The sequence below is a fragment of the Weissella bombi genome, from assembly GCF_900094835.1.
Lineage (GTDB): Bacteria > Bacillota > Bacilli > Lactobacillales > Lactobacillaceae > Weissella > Weissella bombi.
In genome coordinates this window covers 1-14,808 of the sequence record NZ_FMAO01000007.1, presented here as the reverse complement: position 1 = coordinate 14,808, position 14,808 = coordinate 1, and the positions used below count along the sequence as shown (strand labels likewise).

14 protein-coding genes and 1 rRNA gene are annotated in these 14,808 nt (G+C 37.0%); all 15 read left to right on the top strand.

The window, feature by feature from the left end:
- Nucleotides 1–106: 106 nt before the first annotated feature.
- Complete coding sequence (tsaE, locus tag GA0061074_RS05605; protein ID WP_092462705.1) at nt 107–568, top strand: tRNA (adenosine(37)-N6)-threonylcarbamoyltransferase complex ATPase subunit type 1 TsaE; 462 nt, start codon at nt 107–109, stop codon at nt 566–568.
- Nucleotides 568–1,080 carry a GNAT family N-acetyltransferase gene (locus GA0061074_RS05600; protein WP_092462703.1) on the top strand — a complete coding sequence of 171 codons (513 nt, stop codon included), beginning with the start codon at nt 568–570 and terminating at the stop codon, nt 1,078–1,080. The genes tsaE and GA0061074_RS05600 overlap by 1 nt, the downstream gene beginning before the upstream one ends.
- Before the next feature lie 12 nt (nt 1,081–1,092).
- Entirely contained in the window at nt 1,093–1,626 is a 534-nt protein-coding gene (locus GA0061074_RS05595; protein WP_092462700.1) for a 3'-5' exonuclease, read from the top strand.
- 14 nt (nt 1,627–1,640) lie between these two features.
- Nucleotides 1,641–2,534: a UDP-N-acetylmuramate dehydrogenase gene (gene murB / locus GA0061074_RS05590; RefSeq protein ID WP_092462698.1), complete on the top strand. Its 894-nt coding sequence runs from the start codon at nt 1,641–1,643 to the stop codon at nt 2,532–2,534.
- Between the two features lie 21 nt (nt 2,535–2,555).
- Nucleotides 2,556–4,613 (top strand): Na+/H+ antiporter, encoded by a 2,058-nt coding sequence (locus GA0061074_RS05585; RefSeq protein ID WP_092462696.1) that lies wholly within the window; start codon nt 2,556–2,558, stop codon nt 4,611–4,613.
- 8 nt (nt 4,614–4,621) lie between these two features.
- Nucleotides 4,622–5,455 (top strand): diadenylate cyclase CdaA, encoded by an 834-nt coding sequence (gene cdaA, locus GA0061074_RS05580; protein WP_092462694.1) that lies wholly within the window; start codon nt 4,622–4,624, stop codon nt 5,453–5,455.
- Nucleotide 5,456: 1 nt separating this feature from the next.
- A complete protein-coding gene (locus tag GA0061074_RS05575; RefSeq protein ID WP_092462692.1) occupies nt 5,457–6,425 on the top strand; it encodes a CdaR family protein in 969 nt (322 codons plus the stop codon).
- 6 nt (nt 6,426–6,431) lie between these two features.
- Complete coding sequence (gene glmM, locus GA0061074_RS05570; RefSeq protein WP_092462690.1) at nt 6,432–7,790, top strand: phosphoglucosamine mutase; 1,359 nt, start codon at nt 6,432–6,434, stop codon at nt 7,788–7,790.
- A complete protein-coding gene (locus GA0061074_RS05565; RefSeq protein WP_092462688.1) occupies nt 7,790–8,104 on the top strand; it encodes a hypothetical protein in 315 nt (104 codons plus the stop codon). Before glmM ends, GA0061074_RS05565 begins: the two co-directional genes overlap by 1 nt.
- 152 nt (nt 8,105–8,256) lie before the next feature.
- A complete protein-coding gene (locus tag GA0061074_RS05560) occupies nt 8,257–9,504 on the top strand; it encodes a glycosyltransferase family 4 protein (protein WP_092462847.1) in 1,248 nt (415 codons plus the stop codon).
- Nucleotides 9,501–10,541, top strand: coding sequence for a glycosyltransferase family 4 protein (locus tag GA0061074_RS05555; RefSeq protein ID WP_092462686.1), 1,041 nt, complete (start codon nt 9,501–9,503; stop codon nt 10,539–10,541). Before GA0061074_RS05560 ends, GA0061074_RS05555 begins: the two co-directional genes overlap by 4 nt.
- Nucleotides 10,541–11,539 carry a lysylphosphatidylglycerol synthase transmembrane domain-containing protein gene (locus GA0061074_RS05550; RefSeq protein ID WP_092462684.1) on the top strand — a complete coding sequence of 333 codons (999 nt, stop codon included), beginning with the start codon at nt 10,541–10,543 and terminating at the stop codon, nt 11,537–11,539. The genes GA0061074_RS05555 and GA0061074_RS05550 overlap by 1 nt, the downstream gene beginning before the upstream one ends.
- A gap of 13 nt (nt 11,540–11,552) precedes the next feature.
- A complete protein-coding gene (locus tag GA0061074_RS05545) occupies nt 11,553–11,807 on the top strand; it encodes a DUF1797 family protein (protein WP_092462682.1) in 255 nt (84 codons plus the stop codon).
- A 117-nt stretch (nt 11,808–11,924) separates the two neighbouring features.
- Nucleotides 11,925–14,129 (top strand): LTA synthase family protein, encoded by a 2,205-nt coding sequence (locus tag GA0061074_RS05540; protein ID WP_092462680.1) that lies wholly within the window; start codon nt 11,925–11,927, stop codon nt 14,127–14,129.
- Nucleotides 14,130–14,585: 456 nt separating this feature from the next.
- A 16S ribosomal RNA gene (locus tag GA0061074_RS05535) occupies nt 14,586–14,808 on the top strand; the annotation flags it as partial.

Here is a 14,808-nt window from a genome sequence, read left to right as displayed (position 1 = left end):
TTTTTTGGAAAGCTCAGTAGAAGCTATTTTTACATGAGCTTTTTAATTTTAAGCTAGCATTTGGTTACGCTGTAATCACTTGCGGAAAAATGGTATACTTTTAATTATGAGAATATTAGTTAAAACTGTTGATGAAACACAAGAATTAGCTGCAAAATTAGCAAAAAATGTTAAAGCTGGCGATACAATTTTATTGTCAGGAGATTTAGGCGCAGGAAAGACGACGTTTACGCAAGGCTTCGCAAAAGCTTTGGGAATTAAGCGGCCAGTAAAGAGTCCAACTTTTACATTGGTCCGAGAATATCAAACTGCACAATTTCCTTTGTATCATTTGGATGTCTATCGTTTAGGTGAAGAAGGGAATGCTGAGGATCTTGGGTTATCAGAGTATTTTGGTGGTGATGCGGTTGCGTTAGTCGAATGGTCACAATACATTAAGCCAGATTTGCCAGATGATGTTTTAGAGATTGTTTTCGAACGTGTTGAAAGTTCAGAGACAGAACGTGTTATAACAATGACGGCAGCGGGTGAACGTTCATCTGCTTTGTTGTCTGAAATGGAGAAATAATGGAAGTCTTTGTTCGCCCGGCTGAAAGGCAGGATGCCATTAACTTAATGCAATTAATCTTTCAACTTCAAGATGAATCAAGTACATTTCTTGTTGAACAAGATCCCAATCAAATTGAGCCTGATGAAGAGGCTGATAATATTGATATTTTACAAACGACAACCAATAACATTATGCTCGTTGCTAAAACGGATCAGGGTCAATTAGTTGGATTAGCATCTGCATCTGCATTATCTGGACAACCAAGAATTGCTGAGATTGGTGTAGCGGTGCTCAATGATTTTCAAGGGCATGGACTAGCACAGGCGATGTTAGCAGAATTGCTAGATTGGGCTACCACGTTTAGTACGGTTGAAAAATTGGTGTTAACGGTACAAGAAAAGAATACGATAGCAATTCATATCTATGAAAAGTTGGGCTTTGAGTTTGTGGCAGGTTCGGAAACTAAGATTTTAAATAGTGATCATGAAAGAGTACCAGCTTTTGATATGGCTTTGTTAGTCGTGAAATAACGAGGTGTAAAGATGAATTTTGTAGCGATGGATTTTGAAACGGCTAGTGCCAAGCGTGATAGTGCAGTTTCATTGGGATTGGCGATTGTACGCGACAATCAGCTTGTTGATGAATTTTATACTTTAATTAAACCGGATACTATGTTTGATAGACGAAATACAAGAATTCACGGTATTACAGAAGCAGATGTTGTGAATGCACCTGTATTTCCAGAAGTCTGGGAACAAATTAAACAATTTTATACACCTAATCAATTAGTTATTGCGCATAATGCATCCTTTGATAATAGTGTATTACGCGCAACGCTTGCGCATTATGGCATGGCACAACCCCATTATTTGTCATTGGATACGTTACGAACATCGCGAAAATTGTATCCACAGCTGCCTAATCATAAATTAAACACAGTAGCTGAAGCGTTAGCTATTGATTTACACCACCATCATAATGCGTTGGACGATACGGTTGCTGCGGCAAAAATATTAGTTAAACAAACAGAAACCTTTGGGGTAGCACCATTAAAACAGTTAGTTAAAGTGATTTGATTGAGGAAGAAAAGATGAAGACGTTGATTGAAATGTTTCCAAATTATAATATCCAAGCGAATGTTAAATTGGGAAACTATACCAACACACGTGTTGGTGGCCCAGCTGATTGGTGTTTCTGGCCTAAAACACAGACTGAGTTAAAAGCAGTTGTGCAGTATGCAAATGAGCAAGATTTGCCAATAACTGTACTAGGGAATGCTTCTAACTTAGTTATTACTGAAGATGGTTTAGCCGGTCTAGTGATTTTTTTGACAGAGATGAAACAGATTAAAGCTACAGGAAACAAAATTGTGGCCGAAGCGGGTGCTTGGATTATTGAAACGGCACAGATGGCTTATGAATATGCCCTAACCGGATTAGAATGGGCTGCAGGTATTCCTGGTTCAGTTGGTGGGGCTGTATTTATGAATGCCGGTGCATATGGTGGCCAAATTGATCAGGTATTAGAAAGTACAGATGTTATTACAATTGATGGGCAATTCAAGACTTATTCGGCAGCTGAGTTGTCATTTGGGTATCGGCATAGTTTGATTCAAGACACAGGTGACATTATTGTAAGCGCCACTTTTGCTTTGAAACCGGGCAAAAGAATAATTATTGGGGCTGAAATGGCCGATTATAATGAACGACGTGCTCAGAAGCAGCCGCTAGAATTTCCATCATGTGGGTCGGTATTCAAGCGACCAACCGGTTATTTTGCAGGGAAGTTAATTATGGATGCCGGTTTACAAGGCTGCCGTATTGGGGATGCACAAGTATCAACCAAACATGCTGGTTTTATTGTTAATCGGGGACATGCAACGGGAAGTGATTATGTTAATTTAATTCAGCATGTTCAGGAAGTTGTTTATCAAACATTTATGGTTCATTTGGAAACTGAAGTTCGGATATTAGGTAGAAAATAGAATTAGAAAAGGAGAGTGTGTATGGCGTTACTACAAACCGTTGTTGGCCTGACATTTTTAGTCGTGTTAGGTAATGTATTAGGTTATTTTTTTAAAAAAGTACCCGTTAGTTTGTTTCAGATAGCCCTGGGCTTATTAGTGGCGGTTTTTTTAAATATTAAAATCGAACTTGATACAGAATGGTTTTTGCTTTTATTTATTGCGCCTTTGCTTTACTCGGATGCATGGCGTTTTCCTAAAAAGGAATTATGGGAGTTACGAGGACCAATTTTTGGAAATGCCATCTTGCTGGTGTTTATTACAACAATAGTTGGTGGATTTTTAATTTATTGGATGGTACCAGAATTACCATTACCAGTTGCGTTGGCGATTGCCGCTATTTTATCACCGACTGATCCGGTAGCTGTTTCAGCAATTGCTTCGCAAGCAAAATTACCACCATCAATTATGCATTTAGTTGCGGGTGAGAGTTTAATTAATGACGCAAGTGGGTTGGTTGGTTTTAAATTTGCTGTTGCAGCTGCAACAGCAGGAACTTTTTCGTTATGGCAAGCAACCGGAGAGTTTTTCTATGTGTCAATCATGGGAACTTTGGTCGGTGCATTGATGGGCTTTTTTCTAAATATGATTGGTGATTGGTTGTCTGCACATGGCAATAATGATGTATCATTACGCGTTGTTTTACAGTTGTTCACACCCTTTTTAGTTTATATTCTGGCTGAGGAGATTCATGCTTCAGGTGTTATTGCGGTAGTTGTTGCGGCTATTATTTTGAATATTCATACAAAGCATGATGTGGACTACACTGGTGAGTTGCATGTTATTGGAATTAATACTTGGAACGTGTTTGGTTATCTTTTAAATGGGTACATATTTGTTATATTAGGAATTGAATTACCATTAGCCACTCATTTAAGTGAAGTTATTTCATTGCCAATGGCATTGTTGTATTCTGTAGTGACTTGGTTAATTATCTTCGGTATTCGTGTGATTTGGACATATGTGTCACAGTGGGTGCGTCTTAAGAATCACAAGAATGAAACGGCCTCATGGCGGGTCGCTTTTACATCTGGTTTGACTGGTGTACGTGGGGCTGTTACTATGGCCGGTGTACTATCTGTTCCACTTGTCACAGATAGTGGTGCACCATTTCCACAAAGAGCATTAATGTTGTTTATTGCGGCTATTACGATTATCCTATCTTTGATTATGGCAATTGTTTTGCTACCAATTATTGGTGGGGAGAAGAAGACTCAGGTACCACCTGGATCGACGAAGGCAAAAGCTCGGGTGGCGCAGCATATGTCTGAGCCAAGAGCTCGGGTATATGTGCTACAATCAGCAGTACGTGAAATTGAAGCACGGCGTCGTGAGTCAAATCAAGCGGTTGTTTATGATATTATTCGTCGTTATCAAAGTCAGATTCGACAATTACAATTACAGTTTATGAAGGCTGATAAAATGAGTCCAATTTTGGATGCTGAAATGTCGCTTCGAGAATTTGCGTTAGAAACGGAACGCGGTGCTATCCAAAGATTATTGGTAGATGAGCGTATCTCTCCATTGGTATTTGCTAGTGAAGGTCGACGTATTGATCGTGCTGAATCAGAATTAGATGATTTAGTAACGCATGATCGTGGTAAACGAACATGGCGTCAACTTCGTCGTTTCTTTACTGGTTTTGGTCGTATGGTACGTGTTTGGTTAAGCGATGATTCTTCAGATAAATTATTATCAGAATATCAATTAGCACGTCATGAAGCATCAAAAGAAGCAATTGCAGCTATTTCAAAATATATCAGCACGGATGAAGCACAAAAGTCACATCTTGACCAAACAGCGGCGTATAATTTAATTATTATGTACCGTTCTCAAATTGAGCGTGAGCGTCACGGTCAGGCTGGTGTACAAAATAGTGAAGCGTTGAAGATGGAACTAGAATTAGTCGGCTTAAATGCGCAACGTGAAGCGGTGCAACATTTGACGGAAGCTCACTTTATATCTGGGACAACTAGTTTGGATATTCGTCAAAATATTAACTTTACTGAAGCAGGTATGTTAACTAATTTGGAAGAGTAGGAGTTAGGATGAATTTCGATATTGAGACACTTTTAAAAAGTATAAGTATTGTCCGTATTATTGATGTGCTCATTGTTTGGTGGGTGCTCTATCGATTAATGATGCTAATTCGTGGTACTAAAGCGGTTACTTTGTTACGTGGTGTTGCCATTGTCATTATTGTGAAAATCATTAGTTGGTATTTTGGACTCGCCACGATTTCATGGTTGACAGATCAAGTTATCAATTGGGGAGTTATTGCATTAGTTATTGTCTTTCAGCCCGAAATTCGTCGTGGTTTGGAACATTTAGGACGTTCGGGATTGTTTAGGCAAAAGCAAGCTTATCAATCAGAAATGCGTTTAGTAAATGAATTGGATGATGCTATTCAATATATGTCAAAGCGTCGTATTGGGGCTTTGATTTCAATTGAGATGGAAACAGGTTTGGAAGAATATATTGAAACAGGTATTCCGATTGATGCGGAAATATCCAGTCAATTATTAATTAATACATTTATTCCGAATACGCCTTTGCATGATGGGGCAGTGATATTAAAAGATGGGCGCTTAGCTACGGCGGCGGCTTATCTACCATTGTCAGATAGTGCAACAATTCCTAAAGAATTAGGAACGCGTCATCGTGCATCTGTTGGAATTTCTGAGGTGACAGATGCATTGACGATTGTTATTTCAGAAGAGACCGGAGCAGTCTCAATCACGAGAAATTCTGAATTGATGCAGTCGTTATCACGTGAAGACTACCGTAAGTACCTAACGCGTCAATTAGTGACTTCAGATGAAGATACTAATAAATCATGGTGGTCGCAAGTGCAATCTTTTTTAAAGCGAGGAGATAAGTAATATGAAATGGCATACTGATAAAATGGTATACGGCCTGTTAACATTAGCTGTTGCTATCTTCATGTCTGCTTATACGGATTCACAAACGTCATCTACTCGGCGGACGGATAATCAAACAGAGGGCCTTTCAAAAATTGGTAAAATAGCATCATCTAGATCAGAAAAAATTACGGTGCCAATTCAATTTACTGGTATTAATACGGATGATTATTATATTAGTGGTGCACCAGATAATGTTGAAGTAACGGTGAATGGACCAGCTGCATTAGTTACGGCGGCTAAAAACACTAAGAATTTTCAAGTCTCTGCTAATTTAAAGAACTTGTCCGATGGTGCACATACGGTAACTTTAAAGGTAACGGGATTGAATAAGGATTTAACTTATAAGGTCAAACATCCTAAAGTTAATTTAACGATATACAAGCGAACATCATCTTATTATTCGGTCAAAACGAATTATAATAAGGACGCAATTGCAGATGGTTATACCGTTGGTACAGTTACAAGTTCAGTTAATAACGTGCAAATTATGGGACGTCAAAATGCAATTGATGCTGTTGATAGTGTCGTTGCTAATGTACAATTAGAACGAAATACTAAAAAAACAGTTAAGCAAAAAGTAACTTTACAAGCAGTTGACGTTAATAACAATCCGGTTGATGTTGCCGTGTCACCACAGGATACAACGGTAAAAATTCCAATCGAAAAAGGTAATGGTACGAAACAAGTACCGTTAGATTTAAAAACAAAGAATGGCAATGCTTCTGAATTTACATTATCTGGATCTGTAAATGAAGTTGAGGTAAAAGGTAATGTGGATGTGTTAAATAAATTAAAGAGCGTGGAAGCGGTTGTAGATTTATCAAACATTACTGCCAAGAGTGAGCAAGAAGTAACGGTCAATGTACCAGATGGTGCTGAAAGCGTAGACCCAAAGACAGTGTCAGTAGTTGTCACACCTAAGGAGTAAGAAAGTATGGTTGAATTACATTATTTTGGAACTGATGGCGTACGTGGTATTGCCAATAAAGAATTAACGCCTGAATTAGCATTTCGGTTAGGTCGTATGGGTGGTGCTGTATTGACGCGCCATGCTGTTGATCATCGTCCACGTGTATTGGTAGGTCGTGATACACGTATGTCAGGTCAAATGTTGGAATATGCACTAATTTCAGGATTATTATCCGTCGGAATTGAAATTCAACGTTTAGATGTTATTTCAACGCCTGGTGTGGCATATCTAGTACGTGCTCAAAAGGCGGATGCTGGTGCTCAAATTACGGCATCACATAATCCAGCGGAAGATAATGGTATTAAGTTCTTTGGTTCGGATGGTATGAAACTATCTGATGAGCTAGAGGGTGAAATTGAAGCTTTGTTAGATGCACCAGAAGACACGTTGCCACGTCCGGCGGCAGAAGGGTTAGGCTCTGTTGCTGATTTTAAGGAAGGAACAGCCAAATATCTTGAATATTTGCAAACAACTATTCCAAGTAGCCTTGATGGTATGAAGTTAGCAATTGATGCTGCAAATGGTGCGACGTCGGGATTAGTTGCTAATTTATTTGCTGATATGGGTGCTGATTTTGAAACAATGGGAACTACACCAGATGGACTTAACATTAATCAAAATGTTGGGTCAACGCATCCTGAAGCATTAGCTAAATTTGTGTTAGAACAAGAAGCACAAGTTGGTTTAGCTTTTGATGGTGATGGTGATCGTTTGATTGCAGTAGATGAAAAAGGCCAAATTGTTGATGGTGACCAGATTATGTTTATCGTTGGTAAATATATGTCAGCGCATGGTCGTTTAAAGCAAGATACGATTGTCACAACAGTAATGTCTAATATTGGTATGTATAAGGCGATGGAAGCTAATAATATGCATTCAGTTAAGACGGCTGTTGGTGATCGTTATGTTGTTGAAGAGATGCTTAAATCTGGTTACAACCTTGGTGGTGAGCAATCAGGGCATGTTGTATTCTTGGACTGGGCAACAACCGGTGATGGTATGCTAACAGCATTGCAATTACTACATGTTATGCAAGAAACTAATAAATCATTGTCAGAACTAGCTGCTGAAATGACGATTTATCCACAAAAATTAGTGAATGTTAAAGTACAAGATAAAAAAGAGGCTTTGGATAACGAAGCAATCAAGCAAGTGATTGCTGAAGTTGAAGCTGAAATGGGTGGTGACGGTCGTGTATTAGTTCGTCCTTCAGGTACTCAAGATTTATTGCGTGTAATGGCAGAAGCCACAACTCAAGAATTGGTTTCAGAATATGTTGACCGAATTGTTGCTGTTGTGCAACAAGAGGTTGGTGTTGAATAATGGCAGAAGCCTTTCAAACTCTGGATATTATTGAAGAAATCACACGAAATGATGGTTCGACATATAAGGAAATTGGCAATTTATTGCATAATGGCCAATCTGAGTATGCGGTTGAAAAAGGCATGATTAAAAAAGTGCGTATTTTGAAAATTAATATTCCACATTCTACTAATGTGATGAAATATGAAAAATTTGTTAATGAAAATTTTGATATTCCAACCAACATTGCCATTCCTGAATTTATCGAATGGCAACGGACACCAGAAATGGATGCAGTGGTTGAAAAAATTTTAGCAGAAAATAAAGTTAGTTAATTATATTTTGAGAGTTAGATGGATTTACTGTTTATCCTAAATTGGGATAATAAAAATTTTTTCTAACTCTTTTTATATGGCTTTTTAACCTTTACAAATATAAATTTGTTATTATATAAGGAATAAGCTATTTAGTGAAAGGCTGGTTAGTCATGAATATTGGGCTATTTACTGATACGTATGCGCCGCAAGTTTCAGGAGTTGTCACGTCAATTCAAACATTACGTGATCAGCTGATTGCACGTGGCCATCGTGTATATATATTTACTTCTACAGATCCAAACGTACCAAAGGATGTTTTAGAACCGGATGTCTATCGGTTCCCAAGTTTTCCTTTTATTGGTTTTAAAGATCGCCGCCTATCTTATCGTGGGGGGCTTCAAGCCATACAGTTGGCTAAAAAATTACAATTAGATATTGTGCATACACAAACTGAATTTTCACTGGGATTAATCGGGAAATTGGTTGCACGTCAACTAAAAATACCAGCTATTCATACATTTCATACAAATTATGAAGACTATTTACATTATGTTGCCAACGGTAAAATTATTCGACCAGCAAGTGTCGCTGTTATTGCACGTGGCTATATGATGGGAATGACGGGGGTCATTGCCCCCTCTAAACAAACGTATGATACATTAACGAAGTATAAAGTGTCTGCGCCAATTGAAATTATCCCAACTGGTGTAAATGTGCACCATGATGAAAAAGAAGATACTAGTAGACAACTACGTGAAAAATTAGGCTTATCTCCAGAAACACCTGTTGTTTTATCATTAGGACGTGTTGCATTTGAAAAAAATATTGATACAGCGTTATCAATTTTTGCAGAGGTACTAGTGAAAATCCCTGATGCAATGTTTTTGGTAGTTGGTGGTGGTCCAGCAATGGCAGAATTAAAGGATCATGTTCGTTCTTTAGAAATTTCTGATAACGTCATTTTTACTGGAGAGGTAGATCATGATGAAGTGTATGGTTACTACAAGCTGGCTGATGTCTTTTTATCAGCTTCAGTATCTGAAACACAAGGATTAACGTTCATCGAAGCGATGACTGCTAACACACCCGTTGTTGCAATGCGTAGCCCTTATTTGGAAACGGTTGTAATTGATGACAATATTGGTGCATTAGCCGATGACAGTTATGAATTGTTAGAACCTGTTGTAAAATATTTAATGGCTAAAATTAACCATCAAGTAATTGGACAACCAGCAGTTCGTGACAGAGTATTACACGACATTGATGCCGTAACATTTGGACAACGCGTGTTAGATTGTTATTCTGAAGCGTTGGTTGTCTATCATGAAGAGGAGGATATGGAAGAAGCAGATAGTAATGATTTGGAATATGCAAAATCATTTTTATCTAAGACGCCATTCCATAAAGAAGGAAAATGATTCGAATTACAATGTTTTCTGCTGCAGAAACTGTTCCTGGTCAAGGAGTCGGCTCAGCTTATCGAGAACTAGTCAACTTATTGACTGAGAAATTTCCTGATAAATTTGCGTTGAAATTTAATAGCTTGGCTAAAACAGATATCAGTCACTATCACACTATTAATTTTGGTTTTTTCTTAAATACTTTCTTACCTGGTCGGGGCGTTAAAGTGGGATATGTTCATTTTATTCCAGAAACACTTGAGGACTCTATTAAGTTATGGTGGCCGTTTAAGAAAATATTTTATTGGTATATGATGACGTTTTATAAGCGTATGGATAAAATTGTGGTTGTAAACCCAGTGTTTATCGATAAGCTAGTTGCTCTGGGCGTTAAACGAGAAAAAATTACTTACATTCCAAATTTTGTTTCTAAAAAGGTGTTTTTTCCTAAGCCGGTGACACAAAAACATGCGCTACGGCAAAAATTGTCCTTACCTGAGGATAAATTTATTGTACTGGGAGTTGGGCAGGTGCAGGTTCGTAAAGGTGTGCTTGACTTTATTCAGCTAGCAAAAGACAATCCTGATTGGACTTTTGTTTGGGTTGGAGGTTTTTCATTTGGTGCTATTACAGCAGGTTATGATGAACTAAAGAAAGTTGTTGATAATCCACCTAAAAATTTAATTTTTCCAGGTATTGTTGATCGCAATTTAATGAATGACTATTATAATGCGGCAGATGTGTTTCTATTGCCAAGTTATACCGAACTATTTCCAATGTCTGCACTAGAAGCGTTTAGTACAGGAACGCCAACTATTTTGCGTGATTTAGATTTGTATCAGGCAATCATTGCGGGCTATTATTTGCCGGCCCATGATCGCCAAGCAATGCAAACGCAATTGGATAGACTTGCAACGGATGATGAATTAAAACAAAAAGTCAGTCAACAAGCGCTTGCAGCTTCAGCATATTATTCTGCAGAACGGGTTGCTAAGTTATGGGAAGACTATTATATGAGTCAGGTTAGAAACGAAGATAATAATGAGGTAGATTAATGACAAGGCGTAATAGCATTGTGTTCGTTTTGATGATGATTGCCGGAGCTGGTATTTTCTATTGGTCATTTAAAAATGTCAGCATGAGTCAGCTTGCTCATGATTTAAGCAACGCTAATTGGTGGTGGTTACTAGTCGCAGTATTAGCGATGGCTGCTTATTTATTAATTGAATCTGTTGTTGTTAAAATTTTTGTGGATGATTCACATGAAAAGTTATCATGGTCAAACGCAGTTCGGATACCGTTAGTTGAACAATTTGGTAATGGTATTACGCCATTTGCTGCAGGTGGACAACCAATGCAGTTGATTACACTAATTCAAGCCGGTGTTGATCCAGGACGAGCGGGTTCGATTTTATTGATGAAATTTGTTGTGTATCAAGCAATGATAGTTGTTAATTTTTTCATTGCCATGGTTGTGGGTTATGAATTTATTGCTGATAAATTGAAAGCATGGGCGTGGTTTTTGGTATTGGGCTTCCTAATTCATTTTGTTGTGATTGTTGGCTTATTATTGGTTATGTATTGGCCGGGGTTAACGCGAACATTGGTTAAAATCGGTTTTAAGCCTGTGCAGTGGATTAAACCTGATAAAGTCGCCGGCTGGCAAATGTTAGTTAATGAAAAAATTGATAATTTCCATGCGGAGAGTATCCGTATGAGCCATGATTGGTTAGTGTTGACTAAAGCAGTTATATTGACCTTGGTTCAATTACTGGTTTATTATTTAATACCGTATTTCATTTTATTAGCGTTGGGAGCAGAACATGTTAATATTATTTTGGTAATGTCCTTGCACGTACTAATCGTGATGGTTATTTCTTTGTTCCCAATTCCTGGTGGAACAGGTGGCGCTGAAATTGGATTTTCAATGATTTTTTCAACGTTCTTACCTAATGCAGGACTATTAGTTTGTGCAATGTTTTTATGGCGTATCATTACATACTATTTGGGGATGTTTGCGGGAATAATTGCGTTTAACGTAAAATCAAAATAGTGAGGTTAAACAAATGCCGATAGAAAATAATTTGGATAAAATAGTGCATCGCATTAATGCAATGGTGCAAGATCATCGCACAACATTACAACAACGTGATTTTAGCGTTTTTGGTGTATCGGTGGTAACTGTTTTGTACGATTCGGTATCAGGCATGTTTGCGTTGGAAACTAATCAAGCAAAACACCAACGCTTTGCCTTTGATGATGTGGATTTATTAGCTATTGATGTTTATGAAGCATTATCGGAGTTTAAGGAATCTTTTTAAAATACAGTGGTGTTTTATGATATTTTTAATATGACTTCTGTTTAATTATTAGATTAGATACTGATTTAAAAAAATAGATAGCTGCTTGGCAGTTAAAAAATGTTTGGAGAGAATATAATGCAACGAATTATGTTAGCCATTAAGAAGAAGTGGCCAGATTTTAATGCCACTGTTGGCTTTTTCTTGCTATCTGTATTTTTAGTATGGATTAAAACTTATTGGGCTTATAAAACAAGCTTTTCTTTAGGTGTTAAAGGAACGCTTCAAGAATTTATTTTAGTTATAAATCCATTGCCGACAGCAATCATCTTGCTAAGTATTGCTTTATACTTCCGCGGTAAGGTTGCCTATTGGTTAATGATTTTGATTAATTTAATACAGTCAATTTGGCTATTCGCTAATATGCTGTATTATCGTGAATTTTCAGATTTTTTGTCTTTAAATATTATTAATTCTGGTGGTTCAGTAGACAATAATTTAGGGAAGTCAATTGCTCAGATTATTAGTCCTTTTGATTTTTTGGTATTTTTAGACATTGTTGTTTTAGTGTTGTTATTAGTATTTAAACGTATTAAGTACGATAAAGTAGTTGTCCAAAAGCGTTTTGCAGCGTTAACGACTATCTTTGGTATTGTTTTGATGCTAGTGGGTTATGGTATTTCAAGTAAAGATCGTTCGGGACTATTAACACGAACGTTTGATAATAACTACATTGTTAAGTATCTTGGTCTTAATGAGTACGCTGCTTACAATATGTTTAAAACTAAGCAGACAGCGGATGTTAAGAAAGATGCTAACGCTAAAGACTTAAATAAAATCAAAAATTACGTTAAGGATAATCAAGCCTTACAGAATGCGACTTATTTTGGTAAGGAAAAAGGTAAGAACGTTATTATGTTCCACTTGGAGTCATTCCAACAATTTTTGATTGATTATAAGGTGGATGGAGTTGAAGTAACACCAAACTTAAATAAGTTCTATCATGATCAAAATACATTATCATTTGATAATTTTTATAATCAAGTTGGACAAGGTAAGACTGCTGATGCTGAAATGATGTTGGAGACTGGTCTATTTGGAACAGCGTCAGGTTCAGCAATGGTTAACTATGGAACATCAAATACGTATCAAGCTGTACCAGCTATTCTAGATCAGCAAGGATACACAACAGCGGCTTTCCATGGGGATGTTGCTTCATTCTGGAATCGTGATAATACTTATAAATCATGGGGATATGATTATTTCTTCAGTAAGCCATATTTTAAGAATGCTGATAATGCTAATTACAACATTGGTTATGGTATGAAAGATAAGATTTTTTTGAAGGATTCTGCGAAGTATCTAGAGCAGCTACCACAGCCATTCTATTCAAAGGTTATTACGGTTACAAATCATTATCCATATGATTTAGATAAACAAAATACGTCAATTGCTAAAACTAAGACTAACGATAAAACAGTCGATGGTTATGTACAAACGGCACGTTATTTAGATCAATCATTTGCTGAATTCTTGAACTGGATGAAGAAATCAGGACTATATGATAATACAGTGATTGCTTTATATGGTGACCATTATGGTATTTCTGAAAACCATAAGGCTGCAATTGCTAAATTAACGGGTAAGAAGACTACTACCAATTATGACTTAGCTAACTGGCAAAAGGTACCGTTTATGGTTCATGCGCCAGGTTTGAAGGGTGGTGTTAATCACACGTACGGTGGTGAGATTGATGTGATGCCAACAATTTTGCACTTGCTAGGAAAATCAACTCAAGATGATATTCAATTTGGACAAGACTTGTTAAGTCAAAATCGTCGTCAAATTGTGCCGTTTAGAAATGGTGATTGGGTATCTGCTGAATACATGAAGTATGGTGGTAATTACTATGTAACTGCAACGGGTACAAAGATTTCACCGAAGGAAGATCCAAGAGCAAAAGAGATTATTGAACAAACACAAGAATATGTTGATAAGATGTTAACTTATTCTGACGATGTTCAAACAGGTGATTTACTTCGTTTCTACAAATCTAACGATTTTAAAAAGGTTAATCGTAAAGATTATTCATATCAAAAAGCTAAGGGTATGAGTTTACTAAAGAAAATGAATAAAGAGCATAAAACATCACTTAAAGCACAACATGGTGATAAATCAACGCTAAAGGATTATATAACAGATGCACCTGAACTAGGCGGTGAGCCGCAAACTATTCAGGAGGCTTCGTCATCATCTGAATCTTCTGAAAACAGTGATGATACGCAGAATAATGAAAACGGGGATGGAACAGCGAATACCGATGCTTCAACCAACGGTCAGTAGTATCTATTCTGTAAATAAGTAATTAAAAATCTCACTGAGATATATGTAAGGGTAACTTTACGATATTTCAGTGGGATTTTTTTATTTTGAAATATAAAATACCAGAATTTATTTAAATAAAATTGTTCGTGAAAATTAAATTAAAACAAGTTGTTGACGAACATTCATTTCTACGGTATATTATATAAGCGGTCGAAATACTGCAGGCAATTATACAAAACATTGATTAAATAAGTTGTTGACTTTTAAAATCAGTTCTGTATAATAGATTAAGTTGTCAACGAGACAACGACGTTGATCATTGAAAACTGAATATCGTTTCGATAGAACAAATGTGTAGGGTCTTCAAGCATTAAGCTTGAAACAAAAAACATTTGCGAAGTCAATTCGCTAATAAATTCGTTTAACTTCTGTTAAACAATTAAAGTAACAAAAATTGAGTTATACTCAAACTTTTAAAATGAGAGTTTGATCCTGGCTCAGGATGAACGCTGGCGGCGTGCCTAATACATGCAAGTCGAACGCTTTGTGCTTAATTGAGATGACGAGCTTGCTCTGATTTGATTTTTTGATTTCAAAGAGTGGCGAACGGGTGAGTAACACGTGGGTAACCTACCTCTTAGCAGGGGATAACATTTGGAAACAAGTGCTAATACCGTATAATATCAACAACCGCATG